Here is a 19,920-nt window from a genome sequence, read left to right on the forward strand (position 1 = left end):
CCATGGAACAGTATCAATACAAGGCATTGGACGCCGACCACAACACCGTGAACGGCCATCTTGAAGCCAGCGACCCGCAGGCCGCCGCGAGCCAGTTGCAAGAGCGTGGCCTGCTGGTCCTGCGGGTACAACGCGCCAGCGGCGCCTCGGGTTTGCCTCGCCCCTCCTGGTTGCGCCCGTCCCATTTGAGTCGCGAGGAACTCGGCCGTTTTACCCAGCAACTCGCGACGTTGCTCGGGGCTGACCAGCCGCTGGAACGGGCGCTGGGTATCCTGATCCGACAACCCGGCAAACCAGCGGCTCGGCAATTGATCGAACGCATTCGCGACCGGGTCAAGGCCGGACAGACGCTGTCAGCGGCCATGGCCGTCGAACGGCAATCCTTTACCCCGCTGTACTTGAGCCTGGTTCACGCCGGTGAAGCCGCCGGGGTGCTGGATCAAAGCCTCGGGCAACTGGCGAGCTACCTGGAACGGATGCAGGCCATCCGCACCGAAGTCATCAACGCCTTGATTTACCCGGCCTTCCTGGTGGTGGGTGTGCTCGGCTCGCTGGTGTTGCTGCTGGCCTATGTGGTCCCGCAGTTCGTGCCGATTTTCGACGGCCTGGGGGTGCCTGTCCCGCTGCTGACCCAACTGATCCTCGATCTCGGGCAGTTTCTTTCCAGCTATGGCCTGCATGCATTGGCGCTGCTTCTCGGGCTGGCTTGGGCAGCGCTGAGCTACATGGGCCGGCCCGGAAATCGCTTGAAATGGCATCGATACCTGCTGCGATCACGCCTGGCCGGCGGCTTGTTGAAACGCCTGGAAAGCGCACGGTTCGCCCGTACCCTGGGCACCTTGGTGACCCAGGGCGTACCCCTGATCAATGCCCTCGACATCAGCCGGCAAGTCGCCAATAACCTGGCGATGAACGCCGCTGTGGCAAACGCCACGGTCAAGGTCAAGGACGGTCAGCGGTTGTCGACGGCATTGGAGGCGGAACAACTGTTGCCAGACCTCGCGATCCAGATGATCGAGGTGGGTGAAGAGTCCGGGAAACTCGATGGCATGTTGTTGAAAGTGGCGAGCATTTTCGATGTAGAAGCCAAGCGCAGCATCGACCGCCTGTTGGCCGCGCTGGTCCCGAGCCTGACTGTGGTCATGGCGGCGTTGGTGGCGGTGATCATGCTGGCCATCATGCTGCCGCTGATGAGCCTGACCAGTAACCTTTGACCGGAGACGTTAATGAAAACAGCTCGTTCACTGCCCAAGCGCCAACGCGGCTTCACTTTGCTGGAGATGCTGGCGGTCATTGTCTTGCTCGGCGTTGTCGCGACCATCGTCGTTCGCCAGGTGGGCGGCAATGTCGACAAGGGCAAGTACGGTGCCGGCAAGGCGCAATTGGCCAGCCTGTCGATGAAAATCGAAAGCTATGCGCTGGACGTCGGGTCACCGCCGCGCACCCTCGATGCGCTGCTTGCCCGCCCCGCCAATGCCGCCAGTTGGAGTGGTCCGTATGCTAAGGCCAGTGATCTCAAGGACCCGTTCGGCCATGCATTCGGCTATCGCGCACCCGGCCAGCACGGTTCGTTCGACCTGATTTTCTACGGTCAGGACGGCCAGCCCGGCGGTGACGGCTACAGCAAGGACCTGGGCAGTTGGGAATAGCCATGCCTGCCATGCGGCCGGTTCAACAGGGCTTCACCCTCCTGGAAATGCTGGTGGTGCTGCTCATGGTTGCCGTGGGTTTCGGCCTGTTGGCCTCGGGTATCTCCCAAGGGCTCAAGAGCGCCCAGGAGCGTCAGGTCAAGCGTGACCTGAGCCTGGCGTTGCGCCAGGTCCGAAGCCAAGCCATCAGCGCAGGACAACCAGCCTCCCTGCGCCTGGATGTGCTGCGCAACAGCTATCAGCTGCCCGGCAAGACACCGCGCCAATTGCCGGATGGCATGACCCTGCGCCTGACGACGGCGGCCACTGCCGATAGCGATGAAGGGTCAGTCGGGCTGATCACCTTCTACCCCAACGGCGGCTCCACTGGCGGGCACCTGTACCTGGCGCGCGGCAGCCAAGCGACGCGTATCGATATCGACTGGCTCACCGGACGGGTCGACTGGCGGGATGGGCAACAGCCATGACGCCTTTGCCTCCCCGCCAGCAGCGTGGCTTTACCCTGGTCGAATTACTCGCGGCGATCGTCGTCCTGGGCATTGGGTTTGCAGTCGTACTCAACACCCTGGGTTACGCCACCCAGGCACTGGCGCGGGATGGGCAGACAACCCGAATGGCCCTGATGGCCACTTCGCTGATGGCCGAGTATGGAGAAGGCCTGGGCAGTGGCGCCCACCTGGAAGGTACCCGCGACGGTATCCAATGGCGCCTGAGCGCCACCCCGCTTCGGGATGAGGGGGCCATTGTGCTCTCCCAGCTAGAACTCATGCTGGTCAAGGGCAGCCGGCATGAACGCTTCGTCACGCTCAAGGCCATCAAGCATCCAGCGGGGACCCTGCCATGAGGCAAGGCCAGCGCGGGTTTACGCTGCTGGAAGTGCTGCTCGCCCTGAGCTTCCTCGGCTTGCTGATGGTGCTGATCGGTTCCGCCTTGGGCTCCGGTAACCACTTGCTGCTGCTCAGCGAAAGACACACCGATCGCCTGACCCAAGTGAGGACCGCGCAGAACTTTCTGCGCAGCGCACTCCAACAGGCGCTGGCCGAGGATTTTGGCCACGCGGCGGATCAGGAACGGGTGTTCGAAGGAGAACGACAACGCATGCGTTTCGCTTCTCCAATGCCCGGGCAACTCGCCGCTGGTGTCCAGGTGCATACCCTTGAAGCGGTGGCCGGCCCGGCTGGCGTCAATCGCCTGCAAATCAGTTTCAGCCACGACCGCCCGGATGGGCTACACCCCTGGGGCAATCCCCAGATACTGGTGCAGGAGGTTCAGGACTTGCGCTTGAGCTACAGAGGCCTGGACCCCAACCGCCAGCCGACCGACTGGCTGGAGCGTTGGCCCTGGCCGGACCGGCTGCCCCAGGCCGTGCGTATCGACGTCGATACTCGCGAAGCCGACCTGTGGCCCACGCAAATCGTGGCCTTGCGCCTGGATTCCGAGGTGACCCCATGAGCCGCCAGCGCGGCGCTGCATTGATCATGGTCTTGTGGGCCATCGCTCTGCTGGGACTGATGATGGGCAGCCTGGTCGAGATCCTGCGCCTGGAAAACCGCCAGAGCGCTTTTGAACTGCAACACAGCCGCGCCCTGCTGGCCGCGCAAGCGGGCCTGGCGTTGGCGGTCGAAGGGCTGTTTGCCTACCCGGCGCGCACGGTGGCTGACGGGCGTGTTTACTCATTGCCCTTTGAGCAGGCCACGCTGAGCCTCCAAGTCAGCAGCGAGCGCGGCAAGCTGGATCTGAATTTTGCCGCGCTGGACAGTTTCGCGCGCCTGGCCCATGGCCTCGGCGCAACCTCCGGGCAGGCTCGGCAATGGAGTGAAAGCCTGGGCCAACAGCGCAGTGCCGGTCCCCTCAAAGCGCTCGAACAGTTGCAGCAGTTACCCGGCATGCAGCCGCGCCTGTACGAGCGCTTGCTACCGCACCTCACGCTCTGGTCCGGCCTCACGGTGCCGGATGTGGATGCAGCCAGCCCCGAACTGCTGGCCTTGCTCAAACTGTCACGGCCAAAAGTCGCGCTGCAGCGGGGCCCCGAATCGGTGGTCAACGTGCGAGTCCTGGCGACGCTGGAGAATCAGGTTTCGGCTTCCCTGGAGGCCGTGGTTTTTCTTTCACCACAAGGAAGCGGTCAACGACCGTATCGGGTGCTGCGCTGGAAAGAATGAATCTGCTGATCCAGCCCCTGGCTGACCGGCTACAGCCGCTGATCCGCTGGCTACTGCTGCGCTGGCGAGGGTCGCCGCTGCCTGGATTCCTTGCCTGGTGGCGGGCAGAGCTCCTGGCCTGCCTGCCCGCCTCCTGGCGAGCCAGGATCAACCCCGAGAAAAAACAACCGTTGCTGTTTTCCCGGGACGACCATTTCTGGACCGGGGACGTTGAGCAACTGCAACCAGCCCTCGCGCCATCGACATCTGCTGCAGCAGTCCTGGTCCTGCTGCAGCACCAGCGCTTGCTCCATGAAGTGTCCCTGCCGGCGGCGGTGGCCCAGGACCTCAGCTCCATGCTGTCGTACGAGATGGACAAGTACACCCCGTTCAAGGCCAGTCAGGTCTATTTCGACTGTGTCCGCCTGCCCTCTGCCCACGACTCGCTGATCCGCATTCGCCTGGCCGTGGTCAGCCGTGAGCGGCTGGATACGCTGCTCGATCAGGCGCAACAGGCCGGTCATTCGATCATGGCGGTTGATGTGCTGGATGAGCACGGCACACGTTTGCACGTCGACTTGCTGGCACCCCATCGCCGCACCCGCAGACGCCGCTCGCTGATGCGGCCTGCTCCGGCCCTTGCGCTGGTCGCCCTGGTTCTGGCGCTGGCCGGCCTGCAGCTGTGGCTGCACAACCGTCAGCAGGCCCTTGAAGACATGCGGCAGCAGGTCAAGGCCCTGCAACGGCAAACGCAACAGGTCCAGGCGCTCAATCAGCAGATCGACGACACCCTCAACGCTCAACGCTATGTCGTGGAACGCCGGGCACAAACCACCTCGATGGCGGCGCTGCTCGATGAGTTGAGCCAATGCATCCCGCTGAATACCACCCTGGAGTCCCTGAATATCAATCCGGACGGCCAGGTCAGCCTGACCGGCCAAAGCAGCCAGGCCAGCGCCCTGATCAGTGCCATGAAAGCCTGCCGCAGCCTGGAAGGCATCAACTTCCAGGGCGCCATCCAGCCAGACCTTGTCACCGGCCTGGACCGCTTCAGCATGCTCGCCACCCTACGCAAAGCGGAGGCCAGCCATGCGCCTGCGACCAACCCCCGCTAGCCAGCGCGCCCTGGCCCTGGCCTTGGCCGCTTTGAGCCTGGTCGGGGGGTATTTTCTGACCTTGCATGTTTGGTTCAGCCAGCCTTTGTTGGCCATTGCCGATGAGATGGCGCTGCTACGCCACAACCAGCAACGCTACGTGGCATTGTCCGGCCAACGGCCTGCGCTGGAGAACTCGCTGGCTCAGATCAGGCACTCATCCGTGGGCAATGAAAACCTGCTGGCCGATTCCGACATGGGCACGGCCACCGCACAACTGATGCAGTTGATCGCCGCCGATTTGCAGGTATTCGCCACGGTGGGCGGTGGCTGCACACTGGCCAATCGAATTCCGGTGCCGGTCACCCAGCAAGGGCCTTATCGGCAAGTCAGTGTGCGGATCAACCTCGAATGCGCCATCGAGCCATTGGCCGGCCTGCTGCACCGCCTGGAAAACGGCAAAGTCTCGCTGTTCATCGAGTCCTTCCGGATCGAGAAAAGCCGGGGCCAGCTTGCCAGCGCAAATCGCTTGGCCGCGCAACTGCTGATCAGCGCTTATCTGCAAAACCCAACGCCAAAAGGAGCGACGCCATGACGCGCTTCCCGTCCTCGCTTCGTTGGCTGAGTGCAGCCGTACTGGGCCTGCTGGGGTTACTTCTAATCTTGCTCAACGGCTTTGGCACCGAGGTTCAGTGGCTCCCTCCACTCGATCCATCGGCTGCCCCGGTGAAAGCGGCCGGCACTGCCGAGCCCATGCCCGTAGCGTTGTCAGCGCATGAATACACCTGGAAAAAACCACTGTTCAACGCCCATAGGCAGCCTGACCCGCCACCCTCCCCAGCCACCGAGACGGCGCCGGCGTCGCTCAATGGCCTGAGCCTGACCGGCGTCATCGCTTCCGGAGCCCTGCGCAAGGCCTTCTTCAAGACGAGCGACGGGCAACAGCTGGCGGCCCTCGAACAGCAACAACTGCCCAATGGCTGGCGAGTCGAGCGGATCGAACCGACACACGTCTCGTTGACCCAGGGCGCCAACACCCAAACGTTGAAGCTGCTGCTATTGAAAGTGCCGCAGAACACACCGGCTCCCCCCTCTTTGCCTGACACTCCCAAGGACAGCGATCTGTGAGAAAACGATTCATCTACACTGGCTTGGCCGGCGCGATGGCGCTCTGTGGTTGCACAACACCGGCCACCGACAGCGCACGGGACGACAGGTTGATCAAAGAAGCCTTGTCCGGCACCGGTACTGATCGCGCGCCGCTGCCGATCCCGGCGCCGAAAGCACCGCCACTGGCCATCATCACACCGCCGACCACGACCCGGGTTGTCCAGGGCAACCAGCACTTCATCAATAAGAAACCGTCAGCGCTGCCCCAAGCCGCTACGGCATCCCAAGAGCCAGGCGTCACCTTCAACTTCGCCAATGTCTCGATCCAGGCCGTGGCCAACACCATCCTCGGTGATGTGCTGAAGGAGAACTACAGCATCGCCCCGGGTGTGGTGGGCGACGTCACCTTCTCGACCTCCAGGCCCGTCGACAAGAGCCAGGCCTTCTCGATCCTGGAAACCCTGTTGGCACTGACCAAGAACGCCATCATCCGGCAGAACGACAGCTACGTTGTGCTGCCGGCGAACACGGCGCTCGCCGGCCGGCTCGCGCCGCAGCTGGCATTGCCACAACCTGGCAGCGGCATGACGGCGCGGTTCTTTCTGCTCAACTATATTTCCGCACCGCAAATGCAAAAGCTCTTGCAACCCATGGCCCGGGAAAATGCCTTCGTGCAGGTCGACGCCGCCCGCAACCTGCTGATCATGGCGGGCACTCCCGATGAGCTGAACAACTATCAGCAGACCATCGACACCTTCGATGTCAACTGGCTCAAGGGCATGTCCGTCAGCGTCTTCGGGCTCAAGCACGCCAACGTCAGCAAGTTGATGCCCGAGCTTGAGCATTTGTTCGGAGCGCAAAGCGCGACACCGCTGGCCGGGATGTTGCGTTTCCTGCCGATCGAGCGCACCAACTCCATCGTGGTGATCTCTTCTCAGCCGCAGTACCTCAGTGATGTCGGGCGCTGGATCGAAGCCATTGACCAGGGCGGCGGCAATGAACCGCAAATGTATGTGTACGACGTGCGCAACATGAAGGCCACCGACCTTGCCAAGTACCTGCGACAGATTTACGGCAATGCGAAAATCACCGACGAGCCGGCCGCCCAGGTAGCACCCGGCCTGCGTACGGTCACCTTGTCGAGCAATGGTTATGGCACTGGCAATGACGGCAGCGGCAATGTTTCAGGCCTGCCATCGGGCATCAATGGGATCGGTGGTAACGGCAACGCTGAAGGCACCAACGCGGCACAGCCGGAAGAAGAGTTCGAGGCCAGCAGCGAGGACCAGGAGCAGGCCGAAAACGCCACGAGCAACGAGACATTCGACAATTCAGTGCGCATCACGGCCCAGAAAAGCAGCAACCAACTGTTGGTGCGCAGCCGGCCGGCGCAATGGGCTGAAATCGAGTCGGCGATACAGCGTCTGGACAATCCCCCCCTGCAAGTGCAGATCGAAACACGCATTCTCGAAGTCAGCCTGACCGGCTCTCTGGAGCAAGGCGTGCAATGGTACCTGGGGAACCTGGCGGGCAACTCGACCACTCCTGGCGTGCAGAACACCACGGGCAGCCAGGGTGCATTGGGCGGAGGCGGCGTCGAGGTGAGATCGGCTTCGCTGTTCTACTCCTTTGTCAGCAACAACTTCCAGGTGGCCTTGCGAGCGCTGGAAACCAACGGCAACACCAAGGTGCTGTCGGCGCCATCGCTGGTGGTGATGAACAACCAGCAAGCGCGGATCCAGGTGGGCAACAACATCCCGATCAGCCAGACCACCATCAATACCGGGGTCGGCGCCATCCAGACCAGCTCCGTGCAGTACGTGCAGACCGGGGTGATCCTCAATGTGGTGCCACGCATCAACCCCGGCGGCTTGGTGTACATGGACATTCAGCAACAGGTCAGCGACGCCACGACTCCCGCCAGCGGCGGAACCGGGACCACGGCGACGCCACCGGCCAACCCCACCATCTCGACCCGCGCGGTGTCTACCCAAGTCGCCGTGCAAAGCGGCCAGACTGTCCTGCTGGGAGGCCTGATCAAGCAAAACCAGGCAGAAGCCGATCGCAGCGTGCCGTATCTGGGCAAGGTGCCGGGGCTGAAGTGGTTGTTCGGTACGACCATCCGCAATGACGACCGGTCGGAACTGATCGTGCTCATCACCCCTCGCGTGATCACCGGCAACAGCGAGGCGCGCCAGGTGACGGATGAGTATCGTCAGCGCTTCCAGCTTATCCAGCCACTGCAAAAACTTTGAAAGATCATGACGCTGAAAAGCCTGTACAGCGGCTGTCCAGGCTCAATTGCAGTGGTCAACTCATCCCGGTACTGCGTTGAGTTTTTCTCGGCCTGAGCTGGGGGCATCCATCAGTGCGTGAACGATAGACAGGGCGCGCAATCTTTCAAGGAAACCGCAGCAAAAGTGGCGGCCAGAGGTTACTTACAGTCCTGGTTCAGTACTTGCAGTCTTGCCAAGGCGTGTCGGAGTGGCCGACATGATCGCCGTGATGGATGCGGTCGCAGGCAGTGAGCCGGCCATAACGCTTGTTTCACTGCTAGGCTTAGACCCGGCCGCACTCCCAGCCCGGGCATTGGGCGTCGCTCGATCCACAAGTACAGATCATGAAGGAACTCGGAATATGAGCACTGTCACGACCAAAGATGGCGTTGAGATCTACTACAAGGACTGGGGCCCGCGGGACGGCAAGGTCATCCATTTCCACCACGGTTGGCCACTCAGTTCAGACGACTGGGATGCGCAGATGTTGTTCTTTGTGAACAAGGGATTTCGCGTGGTAGCGCACGATCGACGTGGCCATGGCCGCTCCAGCCAGGTTTGGGACGGCCATGATATGGACCACTACGCGGACGATGTCGCGGCGGTCGTCGAGAAGCTCGGGACCCAAGGTGCAATGCATGTGGGGCATTCGACGGGTGGCGGGCAAGTGGTGCGCTACATCGCTCGACATGGACAGGACAAGGTGTCAAAAGCCGTGCTGATCAGCGCGGTTCCACCACTGATGGTCAAGACGGCAAGCAACCCGGGTGGAACGCCCAAAGACGTGTTTGACGGCTTCCAAGCCGCGCTCGCGGCTAACCGCGCCCAGTTCTACTACGATGTTCCCGCAGGTCCCTTCTATGGCTATAACCGCCCAGGCGCCAAGCCATCGGAAGCGGTGATCTGGAACTGGTGGCGCCAGGGAATGATGGGGAGCGCAAAAGCGCATTACGATGGCATCGTCGCGTTCTCACAAACCGATTTCACCGAGGACCTGAAGGCTATTTCCATCCCCGTCCTGGTGATTCATGGCGACGACGATCAGGTCGTGCCTTACGCGGATTCCGGCGTGCTCTCTGCCAAGTTGGTGAAGAACGGCACGCTCCACACCTACAAGGGAGCGCCGCACGGCATTCCGACTACCCACGCGGACCAGGTCAATGCCGACCTGCTGGCATTCATAAACGCCTGACGCAATAGAACGTACACCAGCCACTGCCGGCCTGCAGGATGCGGGTCGGTCGTTGCGCACGCGCAGTTTAAAGCATGGAAAGTGCGACCTCGTCCTTTGCCTGACAAACACTGAGCTGAAGGCACAATTACAGGTGGAAATCGCCAGCGGCCTCCGGTTGATAAAGCACTTTCCTGATTTCGATCCGGCGGGTCCGATCAGAAATACGCCAGTCGATGGCATCGCCCTCCTGATAGCCCAGGATGGCGGCGCCGATGTCGGAACACACGGAATGCTTGCCGGCGCTGCTGTCCGCGTCGTCTGGGTAGACCAGGGCCACTTCGATTTCTTCGTCGTCCAGGTGCAACAAGGCCCTGGAGTTCATCGTGACGACATTGCGCGCCACATGCTGCGGCTTGACGACAATGGCCCGCTCAAGCTCATGTTCGAGTTCAACCACGGCCGGGCCCTGCTCGAAGATGATCAGGCTCTCGAGCCTGGCCTTGTCGATTTCGGTGATGTAGATCCCCGTAGAGTCGCCAGCGGCCCCCTCGCGCAAGAACTGCAGATAGCGCTCCGCCGTCATGGAAAACGACTTCAATGCCGGCGTTTCGTTCTCAAGCACAAAGCCGCTGCGCACGAAGGCTTTCAGTGAGCGCGAGTTGTCCGGGTGGATCTTGGCGATGAGCTTTTCGGCTCGCATATCGAGAAAGGCCAGTTTCATGCCCTCGCGGATGGTCCGGGCGCCAAGGTTTCGGCCCCATTTGTCGCTGTCTCCGATGACCAGGACTATCTCGCAATTGGAGCCGGTCTTGACGAGTCGGACAAAACCCACCGGGGCGTCATGGCGGTCATAGGCCATGAAGAACCGGCCGTCCCGGTTGAATAGATGGGTCAGGATCGGCAGTTGGGTCCGATCGATGACGTGTTCGATGGAACGGGAAACATCACGTGAATCGCTCAGGTAACAGGTAACGCGCTCATCTTCCAACCAATCTTTCAACGTCAGCGCATGTGCCCGAGTGATTTCAGGGCACAGCGAAATGAAAGGCTTGTTCATCTTCACCACACTTGTTCGTAAAGGATGAAAGCCCTTCATGGCGGTTATGGCCATGACGGTTCTTTCGGCAACCGGGCATCTTAAGGCATAAGGCGAGCAATGCCGAAAAGATCACAACCTGCTCCCTGCCCTACCCGCCATCGATGCCCAAGCGAGTTGGCCGTCGTTACGGCTGCTGCGTCGACATCACAGTCGGCCTGACCGGAAGCTGGGAGTATTGCGGGTGCTGCTTGACGAAGGTTCGAACGGCCTGTTCCTGCCTGTCCGTTACACATATGGCAATGCTGGGACGGTCCACCGTACAGGTTCCCAGCGCAAGGAAACCGCAGCTCTTGACCCCATAGACGGCAGCTGGGTGGGCCGCGACCGGGCAGCCGTACGCCATCTCGCCCAGGTAATTGAGTTGGCCGTTGGCCACGGTAAAACGCAGGGGTTTCGAATAGGGTCCCATGAGCCCGCGGCGTGAACCCAGGTCATTCACTTCATAGGTACCTGCAGGCAGCCATGCCGAGTAATAGTCCTTGGGAGCCCAGCCGTAGGTCTTGCCGCTATTCACATTACGAAAACTGATCCAGGTGCCGTAGGGCCCGCCCTCGATCAGCGAACCGAGGACGAGGCCTGCGTTTTCGCTGGAATAGACTTTGGAATCCAGGGCCATTTCAGGCGGTAATGCCGAACAGGCACTCATCAAGGCTGTAACTCCAACTACCAACAACTGACTTGTCTTGCGCATTCGATACTCGATCCATTGAAACAAAATGTGGCTTTCCCATTATGATGCTGCCCCTTTCAAATCAAGCGTTAAGGATGACACCCCACTATGAGTAGTATTTTCACCGGCCGTGTATCGGGTGCCATGGCCTTCGCCTTGATCTTGAGCGGCTGCAGTTTATCGGGCACTTATCCAGATGCAACCGAAGCAGACGCCGCCAAGCTTCGTTTTATCAGCGACATGAGCAGCGCCACGCTGGGTGTGTTCGATGAGCAGAACTGTGACGGGCAAACCACGGGGATTCTCAATAACTTGTTCCTCGCCGATTCTCGCCGGCGAGCGAACATGTCGATCCCTCCTGTCTCCCAGAAGACGCCCTACCTGGAAATCCGCTTGGCCCCGAACAAAGAGCGAATGCTGCACCTCAATACCCAAGGCACCGGCTCGGTATGTGGCATGGCCTTCACCTTCACGCCGCAAAGTGGCGCTGAATACGAACTCACCTTCAGTCGTGCCGGCAGTCAGTGCGTGACATCGCTCAAGCGCCTGCACCAAGCGCAGGGCCAAGTGGTGCGCTCTCCTGTCCCTCTGGTGAACAAAGGCCTGGCAAGCTGCCTGGGCGCCAACGCCCTCTTCCCTGAGCCCGTAAAGGGCCTGCCGGCCACCGTCGAGCGTGACGAAATGATCGAGCAGATTGTCTCGCAGAGCATCATCAGCGAGATGAAGCCCGGGCCGGCCTTGAGCGAGAGCAGCCAGAACGAAGCCGCCGACCTGGTGGTCGACAAGCGCAAGCGGCAGATGAACCTGGACCTGCCGGATGCTTATTGGACCCAATTTCGGCAGAACGTAGCGACTTACCTGAAGCAGGCTCAAGGGGTAAAGGCCAGCGCGCTCGAACACTACAAGGCCGAGTACCGCACACGCCTCTCGCGCTTGGATACACCAGCCATCAAGGCACTGGTGCCGGACACCCAGGCAACCGATGTCACCCAGGCGCTGGCTACCAACAACGCGATGTTGCAGTACTACCATCGGCTCGATGAGCAATTGCAAAAAGAAAGGATGGCCGATCACTGGACCCGGATGGCCGACCTGGACAAGCGCTACGGGGTGTGTGAGCGCTACGCGCAGTGCTGGCAGAACTAACCTGGGCAAACCCGCTGCGCCCTTGCCTTGCTCCACCTGGCCATGGGGTTGGCCAGCGTAATCATGCAGGGGCGCCACTCTCTACATCCCCCTGGCCTCCACCGCCCTCCTCCGGCATCACCTGGTCAGCGCCTGGTAACTCACCCGGTGCGCCTCGGTCGGCAGCGGCACCTCCCATTTGAATAGCATGCGGCGGATATCCGCGTTGCGCAGCGAGGTGTCGCGCTGCTGGTTGCGCCGCATGATCTCGCTCTCCGGGCTTTCCAGGTAGACGATCTCCACCTCTGCACCGTAGCCATACAGCAAGTCCAGGGTGCGATTGCGCATCTGCGCCGACAGGTGCGTCGAGTTCCATATGAATGGCCGCTGCTCTCGCAACAAGGCCTTGGCCCGGTCGATGGCGTAGTGCGCGGCGGCGCCTTCGTTCTGCCCGTGGCGCAGGCCCAGAGCCTGGCGCGCATCGTCGAACGAGACCACCGGCAGGTCCGGATGATGTCGCGCGGCCCAGGTGTCCTTGCCGCTGGCCGGCAAGCCGGAAAGCATCACCACTTGCGAGCCTTGCGGTGCATGCAGCGGATAGTCGGGGTGCACCCGGGCGCCACGCAGGTACTGGATGCGCGTGTAGTCGTCGGCGAAGGCGCGCGGCCCCTGCAGGCAGCCCTCCTCGGCCGCCAGTTCACGCCACAGTTCGATGGCGCTCAAGACATCGGCCTTGCCAACGTAATCACGACCCTGCATGTCGGCCTCGGCCACCGCGCAGAGCATCCACACCGGCAGTTCCCAGGACAGCTTGTGGAGCAGGAACTCCGTGCTGCGCCCGCTGCGATCGCCTTGCAGGGCAAAAAACGGCACCTGGTGCACGGCGATGATGCGGCAGATCTGCTCGCGCAGCTCGAACGGCACAGCGGCGCGCCACAACAGCAGCCGGGCATCCACCGCTCCCCGACGCGAGTGGCCGGGTTGGCCGATACGCCCAGTCTCGGGGTCGATCACTGTGGTATCGGGCTTGGCGATGTCATGCAGCAAGGCGGCGAAGAACAACACGAAGCGCTGCTCGGCACTGGCTTGCTGGTACGCCGGCTGGGCCAGTAGCGCCTCCACCACCATGCAGGTGTGAATCCACACATCACCCTCGGCGTGGTAGGTCGGGTCCTGCGGGGTGTCGGCCAGGCGCGCCAGGGCCGGGATGGCCGCCAGGCAGGCGGCACTGTCCATGGCGTGCCCAGGCTCGGGCACCAGGTGTTGCAGTGGATGAATATCCATTTCGAAAGGCTCCTTCAGTAGCCACGGCAGGAGCCGTGCCAGTCCATGGACAGGCGCGGCGCGTAGAGGTCGACGCCGACGGCCAGTTGATTGGGAATGAACGGTTGATTGGCATGGTGCTGGTCGGCATCGAGGATGGCCTGGACGAAATCCTGGCGCACCCACTTCAAGCGGCCGAGGGTTTGTTGTGCGTCCTCGAGCTTCAGGTACAAGCCTTCCATGCGACTGGAGCGGTCGCACTGGCGCCAGGCCCGGGCCAGGTCGAGCCCTTCACGGCGTACCACTTGCTCGAATGCCTCGCGCCAATGGGCAGTCTTGGCCAGCGAATCGCCAACCAGCGCCATCAGCTCGGCCTGCCGGCGTGGCACCGGGCCTTCGTACAGCACCGGTACCGACAGCACGGGGCCGTCCTGGAGCAGCTTGCGGCGTGCGGCCGTAGACAAGAACAACCCCGTGCTGCGGTCCCACACGTCGAACTCGCAAAAGTAATGGGGCAAGTGGTCGTAGAACACTGAGTGCTTCTTGTGCAGCCACTCGCCGTACAGTACGAAGCGATCTTCCAGGCGTTCCAGCAGCCAGTGTTCGTGGGCCGCGGCCCACTGCTTGAACAAATTGAACTGGCGCTCGCGTCCGCCACCAGTGAGGTAGTGGCCACGGGATTGCAGGCGCAGTTCGCCGCCCTCGGTGAAGCTGATGCCGGCGTTGGCACCGTCGAGTTTTTCTTCCACCACCAGCCATTGGCCGGTCAGTGAGGCATAACGGACCTGTCCGGCGTCAGTGTCGCCATCCTGCAGGCGTGAGCTTTCCAGGTGGGGGGTACGGGGGTACTTGAGCAGTTCTAGGGAGTGCGCGTCGGCACGAATATCCATGTTCATGGGTTTCTCCTTGGGAATAGGGAAAAACCGACGACAGGATCAGGCAGGCACAGCGATGAGGCGCCGCCGCGCAAAAGCGCGGGCAGCCATCAGGCACGATGGACCGTCGTCGGTATCAGGCGTGTTGGCTGGCGTAGGGCACTGGCTTCACCACTTGGGAGAAAGGTTGCAGGGGCTTGAAGGCGCGCATTCAACAGCAGACGGCGGCACCTGGTCAAGCCCTGCGATACGTTGAGCTGGGCCAGGTCAGCGAGTTTTCGCGATCACCCCAGTCATGTACTGGTGCAAATCACGAAAGTCCTGGACCTTCCAGGCATAGGGCGCAATCTTCACGCCGTTCTCGCGCAAGGTTCTTGGGATCAGGTCGCCGTTTGGTCGCAGTATCACCGAGGAAACGATAACGCCCGGGTAATCGTTCAGGCGTTTCTTGAAGGTGGATGTCGTAAGGTCCGGGGTAGGCGGATTGCTTTTATTGGCCAATGGCCCCGTTCCCTTGATATCCGGGCCGTGGCACACGGCACATCGTTGCAGGTAGAGGTTTTTGCCGTTGGCATTATCGGCGAAGGATAACGGCACTTGGATCAACGCTAGAACAGCCAGTGAAGCGATGAATGATCTTTTCATTTTTATTTTGCATTTCCCTCGGTCAGGTATGAAGTCCTTTTCAGTTGCAGTAGCCACTTTGATTGGGGCCCCTGCAACCGCTATCGGGCAACTTGAAAAACGCTTTCGTTGACGATGAGCACGTCATCGTTCAACAGGTTCAAGACGACACAAAAGTTGTGCGTGGACTGAACGTAAACCAGGTCGCCTTCTTGCTTGATCGCCACGAATGGATTGGCTGTGGTCGAGAACAGGAACCACTCCAAATGATTGCTTGCATCGGTCCTGGCGATAAAACCTTCGTTGCCCATTTCGCCCTCGCCGCATAGAACGACCTGGCCGTTGCTCAAAGACAACTTATGGTTTACCTGGACTTGCGCCCATACATCGTCATCTTCAGCAAGCAACTCACCCGGCGCGGTCTTTGCTTCCCGAGAAAGGCTGTAGGCCCTGCCATAGGTATGGGGAAGTTCGGTGTTTTCAACCGAGTCGATCGCTATGGGCTCGATAACCCCGGGCTGGCGATAAATGATGTCCAGGCCGATCAACTGGCCGTCGCTCCATCGCTCTTGCAGTCCTTTCATATGTTCTAGTGCTCACGGCTATTTTTATCACTGCCCACCCAGGCCCGGCATGACCACGCTTTAGCGCGTCGCCTCAGTTTTTGGGCGCTCGATTTTCGCGGGGCTCGCACTTTTGGGCGCCGGATTCTACCATGCTCCGACGATATCAACTGGCCGATCCAGGGCCTCCGAGAGGGTAAAGCTCTATTTGCCCAGCCGGCAATTCGGCACCTTACCCACCACACTTTGAATGAGCTGCCTGTGCTGGATTTCTCATACTTGGCCGATAGCCAAGGCAACAAGCCCTCTTTGTCCATTCATGACCGGGACGTCAAGTTTCTGGAACCTGCCTTTCTGGACCTTGAGCAGAAAACCGGAATCTATATAGACCCCTACGGGACAACGCGGATCTACCCCGCCCATCAACAAATACTGGTTGATTATCTGCAAGGGCGCAGTGAAGACAAGATTGTCGAGTTTGTGCACTTGCTGAAGAACGCCATCAGGGAAGACGAGGTTCTAGTGGCCGATGGCGACTAAATACGATATTCACGGACGCGTGAATGACGAAGGTGACAGGGTGATTGGCCTGGATCTCGAGATAGTCCCTGGGAAGTCGATTGGCGGTATCTGTCTGGGAGACAATGCAGACGATATCGTCTGGAACATCCTGGATGAGTTCGATGTACAGGCCTTTGATTTCGATAACTTCGGAATGAAGTACACCTGCTACAGGATCGACGGCGGAGCCATCTCATTTTCCGCCAATGAGGCCGGCAATATCGTCTCCTTATGCTGCAAGCCTCCTTATACGGGTCGGTTTGATAAAAGGTTCTACCCCGGAATAACGGCAGGTGAAATCAAGGCACGATCCAAAAGACAGGAGCTTGTGGGCGGTTATCTGGTCCTGGATAGAAATTACCTTGTCTACTACGCAATGCCGGATGAGATCGACGACTTCGATCGTTTTTCCGATCTGGACGACGATGTGGTCTTCAATGAGCTGTATGTAGGGAACCTGGCTTGATGCCAGGACGATACCAAGCCCACCTATAAAGACGGGCTTGGTATGAAGCACAGGGCCTAGTTGTCCAGGAAGGCGACGGCACGGGCCGGCGCGGCGCTGGTTCCCACCAGCTTCATCGGGAAGAAACCGACCATGAACCCTGACGCCGGCAGCGCGGCCAGGTTGTGCATCTGCTGCACGATGAAGGCTTCCTTCTCCTGGATCGCGAAGTGTCCATCCCAGATGGTGCTGCCCTCGCCCGTTTCCTCGAACCGCTTGCGCATCACCGGGAATGGCCGGTCCCAGCCTGGCGCATCGGTGCCGAGCACCTTGGCCCCGGCCCGCGCCAGGAACAGCGTGCCCTCGCGGGACATGCCCGGATAGGCGAACCATTCGGCGGACAACGACTCGAAGCGCTCCTGCCCGGTACGCAGCAGCACAGCGTCTCCGGCCTGGATCGGCCGGCCCACCGCATCGATGGCAGCCTGCAGCTCTTCGATGGTGTAGGCATCGTTGCGGCGCTCGAAGGGACGCATGTCGAGCACCATCCCCGGGCAGAACAACTCCTGCAGGTCGATTTCGTGGATCTTGCGTGCGGGTTTGCCCTCGATCAGGTTCCCGCTGTGATAAGGCGCGTCCACGTGCGTGCCACAGTGGGAGCTCATGTCCGAGAGTATTTCCTCGCCCCAACCCTCGCCATGGGGCAGGTCGTGGGCTTCGCAGCAGAAGATCCCCATCATGCGTTCGCGGCCCTTGGCCTCCGGGCGGTGATAGTCGACAAGTGGAGCGATGACGCTGGCCATCGATGCCATGGCTGGCGGGATCTTCGAACGCAGCTCCGGGTCGATGGGGCGAGTCAGGCAGACCAGGCGTGTCATGTGATGCCTCCCAAGCAAGTGAGAAAGTGAAAGCGACGGTGGTGACCTCAGGTCATGACCAGGCCGCCGTCGTACAAGATCGATTGGCCGGTCATGCCGGCCGCACCCGGTGACAGCAGATAGGCCGCCAGCTCGCCGATCTCTTTGGGGCGAATCGCCCGGCGCAGGGGAATCCGCTCCTCCAGCGAAGCTTGCAAGCTGTCCTTGTCCGTACCCATTGCCTGGGCCTGGCGAGCCAGCAGTTCATGCATCATGTCGGTGGCCACCAGGCCCGGACAGATCGCATTCACCGTGACGCCGTGGGCGGCCGTCTCCAACGCCACGCAACGGGTCAGCCCGACCAGCGCGTGCTTGCTCACGTTGTAGGCGCTCTGGTTCATGGAGCCCCATTTGCCCGCGGTGGAAGCGATGTTGACGATGCGCCCTGCCCTTTGCGTGAGCAAATGCGGGAGCACCGCCTGCATCAGGTTCACGCAGCCCATCACATTGGTCTGGAACAGGTTCTCGAAGTCTTCGGCGGCGAAGTCAAGGAAGGCCGCTGATTTGTATACCCCGGCGTTGTTGACCAGACCGTCGATGCGGCCCCAGCTCGCTAGCAGCTCGGCGACGGCCGAGAATACCGCCGGGCGATCGGTGACATCGAAACTGCGTACCTCCACATCGATCCCATCACGACCCAGTTCCGCCTGGAGAGCCCGCAATTTATCCGCGCTGCGCCCGGTGACACAGACCCGGGCGCCCTTGGCCAGCAGGTTCCTGGCGATGGCCAGCCCGATGCCACTGGCCCCGCCACTGACGATGATGTTCATTCCTGCGAGTGCGTTCATTTCATACCCTCCGCTCGGCGCCGAGCCAGAACCGGTTTCTGATTTCGCGCTTGAGCACCTTGCCCGTAGCGCTGCGTGGCAGGTCGTCCCAGATCTCCACCGACTTGGGCGTCTTCACCCCGCCCAACTGCTCGCGGCAGGTGCGCAGCAGCACTTCCTGGTCGATGGACCGGCCTTTCTTCAATTGCACCACCAGCTTGACCGCCTCGCCCCATTTTTCATCGGGGACGCCAATGACCGCGCAATCCTCGACCTCGCCCAGGGAGCACACCACCGCTTCGATTTCAGAAGGATAGATGTTGAAGCCCCCGGAAATGATCATGTCCTTGCTGCGATCGACGATGTACAGATAACCGTCCTGGTCGAGGTAGCCGACATCGCCGGTACGCAGCCACTCGCCGTTCTTCGCCTCTTGGGTGGCGGCGGGATTGTTGTAGTAGCCCACCATCACCAAGGCACCGCGTACTTCTATCTCACCGGCCTGCATGGGCTCGGCCTCCTGGCCATCGCTGGTGATGATCCGCACCTGTGTCAGGATGCCCGGGCGTCCGCAACTGCGCATGCGCTGGCTGAGGCGCGGGTCATCGGGGCGGTGATCGTCCGGCGCCAGGAAGGTGCAAGCCGTGGGAGCCTCGGTCTGGCCGTAACCCTGGGTCATGACCGGCCCGAACACGCCGATGGCTTCCTCGATCTTCGCCTGGGCCGCGGGCGCGGCGCCGTACAGGAAGTATTGCAACGAGCTGTAGTCGTAGCGGCGCACATCGGGATGGGCCAGCAGCGCATACAGTGCCGTGGGCGGCAGGAACAGGTGCGTAACCCCATGTTGCTCGATACTGCGCATGACCTTCTCGGCATCGAAGCAATCGAGGATCACATGGGTGGCGCCCTGTGCAGTCAGGATCGCGGCAATGGCGCCGGCGCCGTGGGTCAGCGGCGCGACCACCAGGTGTACCACCGGGCCCTTGGGCGGCAGCGCGGTGCTCACATTGGCGACTTGGGCGATCCAGTTCAGATTGTTGTGCATCACGCCCTTGGGCTTGCCGGTGGTGCCCCCTGTGGGAATGATCGACACCACATGTTCCGGACCCGGGATCAGGTTCGGGGCCCGGGTCGCAACCTGTTGGCACAGGCTCCTGAGGGAATCACCCTCCGGGCCGTCGATGGCCACGAAGCGGATCGTCCGCCGGACCTGCTGCATGTATTGCGCGACCATCTCGGCCAGCCGCGTATCGTAGAGCACGATGTCCACCTCGAAGGACTCGAGGATATACAGGTTTTCTTCCAGTCCATTGCGGGCGTTCAGCGGCACCCAGGTGGCGCCCATGCGGTTCATGCCATAGATGCACTCCAGGACCGCGCCGCAGTTGGGGGCATAGATCGAAACCTTGCTCCCCTCGCCTGCCCCCAGTGCCAGCAAGACATTGGCGATCCGGTGGCTGCTGTCGTGGGCCTGCGCATAGCTCAGCTGGCCCTGGGCGTCGATGCAGAAAATGCGCTCCGGGTGGGTCCGGTAGCCTTTGTCCAGAAAATCAACAATTCGCACGAT

23 protein-coding genes are annotated in these 19,920 nt (G+C 61.2%); 14 read left to right on the forward strand and 9 right to left on the reverse strand.

What is annotated here, in order from left to right; genetic code table 11:
• The first annotated feature begins 2 nt into the window (after nucleotides 1-2).
• The 11 genes from gspF (at nucleotide 3) to GDH07_RS13285 (ending at nucleotide 9,462) form a co-directional block, all read left to right on the forward strand.
• The gene (gspF, locus tag GDH07_RS13235) at nucleotides 3-1,214 is read left to right on the forward strand and encodes a type II secretion system inner membrane protein GspF (RefSeq protein ID WP_152897823.1); all 1,212 of its coding nucleotides are present in this window, start codon (nucleotides 3-5) and stop codon (nucleotides 1,212-1,214) included.
• Nucleotides 1,215-1,226: 12 nt separating this feature from the next.
• Nucleotides 1,227-1,649, forward strand: coding sequence for a type II secretion system major pseudopilin GspG (gene gspG, locus GDH07_RS13240; protein WP_152897824.1), 423 nt, complete (start codon nucleotides 1,227-1,229; stop codon nucleotides 1,647-1,649).
• Between the two features lie 2 nt (nucleotides 1,650-1,651).
• Nucleotides 1,652-2,116: a GspH/FimT family protein gene (locus tag GDH07_RS13245; RefSeq protein WP_246195951.1), complete on the forward strand. Its 465-nt coding sequence runs from the start codon at nucleotides 1,652-1,654 to the stop codon at nucleotides 2,114-2,116.
• The gene (locus GDH07_RS13250) at nucleotides 2,113-2,493 is read left to right on the forward strand and encodes a type II secretion system protein (RefSeq protein ID WP_152897825.1); all 381 of its coding nucleotides are present in this window, start codon (nucleotides 2,113-2,115) and stop codon (nucleotides 2,491-2,493) included. The genes GDH07_RS13245 and GDH07_RS13250 overlap by 4 nt, the downstream gene beginning before the upstream one ends.
• Nucleotides 2,490-3,101 (forward strand): prepilin-type N-terminal cleavage/methylation domain-containing protein, encoded by a 612-nt coding sequence (locus GDH07_RS13255; protein ID WP_152897826.1) that lies wholly within the window; start codon nucleotides 2,490-2,492, stop codon nucleotides 3,099-3,101. The genes GDH07_RS13250 and GDH07_RS13255 overlap by 4 nt, the downstream gene beginning before the upstream one ends.
• Nucleotides 3,098-3,811, forward strand: a complete 714-nt coding sequence (locus GDH07_RS13260) for a type II secretion system protein GspK (RefSeq protein ID WP_022644488.1) — start codon at nucleotides 3,098-3,100, stop codon at nucleotides 3,809-3,811. The genes GDH07_RS13255 and GDH07_RS13260 overlap by 4 nt, the downstream gene beginning before the upstream one ends.
• A complete protein-coding gene (locus GDH07_RS13265; RefSeq protein ID WP_152897827.1) occupies nucleotides 3,808-4,905 on the forward strand; it encodes a PilN domain-containing protein in 1,098 nt (365 codons plus the stop codon). Before GDH07_RS13260 ends, GDH07_RS13265 begins: the two co-directional genes overlap by 4 nt.
• On the forward strand, nucleotides 4,880-5,479 hold the full coding sequence (gene gspM, locus GDH07_RS13270) for a type II secretion system protein GspM (RefSeq protein WP_152897828.1): 600 nt from the start codon (nucleotides 4,880-4,882) through the stop codon (nucleotides 5,477-5,479). Before GDH07_RS13265 ends, gspM begins: the two co-directional genes overlap by 26 nt.
• Complete coding sequence (locus GDH07_RS13275; protein ID WP_152897829.1) at nucleotides 5,476-6,012, forward strand: DNA utilization family protein; 537 nt, start codon at nucleotides 5,476-5,478, stop codon at nucleotides 6,010-6,012. The genes gspM and GDH07_RS13275 overlap by 4 nt, the downstream gene beginning before the upstream one ends.
• 35 nt (nucleotides 6,013-6,047) lie before the next feature.
• Nucleotides 6,048-8,249, forward strand: a complete 2,202-nt coding sequence (gspD, locus tag GDH07_RS13280; protein ID WP_152898290.1) for a type II secretion system secretin GspD — start codon at nucleotides 6,048-6,050, stop codon at nucleotides 8,247-8,249.
• Between the two features lie 382 nt (nucleotides 8,250-8,631).
• Entirely contained in the window at nucleotides 8,632-9,462 is an 831-nt protein-coding gene (locus GDH07_RS13285) for an alpha/beta fold hydrolase (protein ID WP_022644483.1), read from the forward strand.
• A 127-nt stretch (nucleotides 9,463-9,589) separates the two neighbouring features.
• On the opposite strand, the gene GDH07_RS13290 is transcribed toward GDH07_RS13285, so the two are convergent.
• Complete coding sequence (locus GDH07_RS13290) at nucleotides 9,590-10,555, reverse strand: bifunctional GNAT family N-acetyltransferase/nucleoside diphosphate kinase regulator (protein ID WP_152897830.1); 966 nt, start codon at nucleotides 10,553-10,555, stop codon at nucleotides 9,590-9,592.
• A 112-nt stretch (nucleotides 10,556-10,667) separates the two neighbouring features.
• Complete coding sequence (locus GDH07_RS13295) at nucleotides 10,668-11,234, reverse strand: hypothetical protein (RefSeq protein ID WP_152897831.1); 567 nt, start codon at nucleotides 11,232-11,234, stop codon at nucleotides 10,668-10,670.
• A gap of 87 nt (nucleotides 11,235-11,321) precedes the next feature.
• Between GDH07_RS13295 and GDH07_RS13300 the strand changes: the two genes are divergently transcribed.
• Nucleotides 11,322-12,359 carry a hypothetical protein gene (locus GDH07_RS13300; RefSeq protein ID WP_152897832.1) on the forward strand — a complete coding sequence of 346 codons (1,038 nt, stop codon included), beginning with the start codon at nucleotides 11,322-11,324 and terminating at the stop codon, nucleotides 12,357-12,359.
• Nucleotides 12,360-12,476: 117 nt separating this feature from the next.
• Here GDH07_RS13300 and GDH07_RS13305 read toward each other — a convergent pair whose 3' ends face one another.
• The 4 genes from GDH07_RS13305 to GDH07_RS13320 all read right to left on the reverse strand — a co-directional run bounded on the left by GDH07_RS13305 (nucleotide 12,477) and on the right by GDH07_RS13320 (nucleotide 15,684).
• Nucleotides 12,477-13,622: an AAA family ATPase gene (locus GDH07_RS13305; protein WP_152897833.1), complete on the reverse strand. Its 1,146-nt coding sequence runs from the start codon at nucleotides 13,620-13,622 to the stop codon at nucleotides 12,477-12,479.
• 14 nt (nucleotides 13,623-13,636) lie between these two features.
• On the reverse strand, nucleotides 13,637-14,497 hold the full coding sequence (locus GDH07_RS13310) for an RNA ligase family protein (protein ID WP_152897834.1): 861 nt from the start codon (nucleotides 14,495-14,497) through the stop codon (nucleotides 13,637-13,639).
• 246 nt (nucleotides 14,498-14,743) lie between these two features.
• Nucleotides 14,744-15,121, reverse strand: a complete 378-nt coding sequence (locus GDH07_RS13315) for a c-type cytochrome (RefSeq protein ID WP_152897835.1) — start codon at nucleotides 15,119-15,121, stop codon at nucleotides 14,744-14,746.
• An 80-nt stretch (nucleotides 15,122-15,201) separates the two neighbouring features.
• The gene (locus tag GDH07_RS13320; RefSeq protein ID WP_152897836.1) at nucleotides 15,202-15,684 is read right to left on the reverse strand and encodes a hypothetical protein; all 483 of its coding nucleotides are present in this window, start codon (nucleotides 15,682-15,684) and stop codon (nucleotides 15,202-15,204) included.
• 258 nt (nucleotides 15,685-15,942) lie between these two features.
• Between GDH07_RS13320 and GDH07_RS13325 the strand changes: the two genes are divergently transcribed.
• Nucleotides 15,943-16,203 (forward strand): hypothetical protein, encoded by a 261-nt coding sequence (locus GDH07_RS13325; protein WP_246195952.1) that lies wholly within the window; start codon nucleotides 15,943-15,945, stop codon nucleotides 16,201-16,203.
• Nucleotides 16,193-16,690 carry a hypothetical protein gene (locus tag GDH07_RS13330; RefSeq protein ID WP_152897837.1) on the forward strand — a complete coding sequence of 166 codons (498 nt, stop codon included), beginning with the start codon at nucleotides 16,193-16,195 and terminating at the stop codon, nucleotides 16,688-16,690. Before GDH07_RS13325 ends, GDH07_RS13330 begins: the two co-directional genes overlap by 11 nt.
• Before the next feature lie 56 nt (nucleotides 16,691-16,746).
• Here GDH07_RS13330 and GDH07_RS13335 read toward each other — a convergent pair whose 3' ends face one another.
• Genes GDH07_RS13335 through GDH07_RS13345 form a run of 3 tightly spaced genes read right to left on the reverse strand, consistent with a single transcriptional unit; the run spans nucleotide 16,747 to nucleotide 19,917 of the window.
• Nucleotides 16,747-17,547, reverse strand: coding sequence for a cyclase family protein (locus tag GDH07_RS13335; protein ID WP_053129911.1), 801 nt, complete (start codon nucleotides 17,545-17,547; stop codon nucleotides 16,747-16,749).
• Nucleotides 17,548-17,594: 47 nt separating this feature from the next.
• Complete coding sequence (locus GDH07_RS13340) at nucleotides 17,595-18,374, reverse strand: SDR family NAD(P)-dependent oxidoreductase (RefSeq protein ID WP_152897838.1); 780 nt, start codon at nucleotides 18,372-18,374, stop codon at nucleotides 17,595-17,597.
• Between the two features lies 1 nt (nucleotide 18,375).
• Nucleotides 18,376-19,917 (reverse strand): AMP-binding protein, encoded by a 1,542-nt coding sequence (locus GDH07_RS13345; protein ID WP_152897839.1) that lies wholly within the window; start codon nucleotides 19,915-19,917, stop codon nucleotides 18,376-18,378.
• Between the last annotated feature and the right edge of the window lie 3 nt (nucleotides 19,918-19,920).

The organism is Pseudomonas piscis, assembly GCF_009380155.1.
Taxonomy (GTDB): Bacteria; Pseudomonadota; Gammaproteobacteria; order Pseudomonadales; family Pseudomonadaceae; genus Aquipseudomonas; species Aquipseudomonas piscis.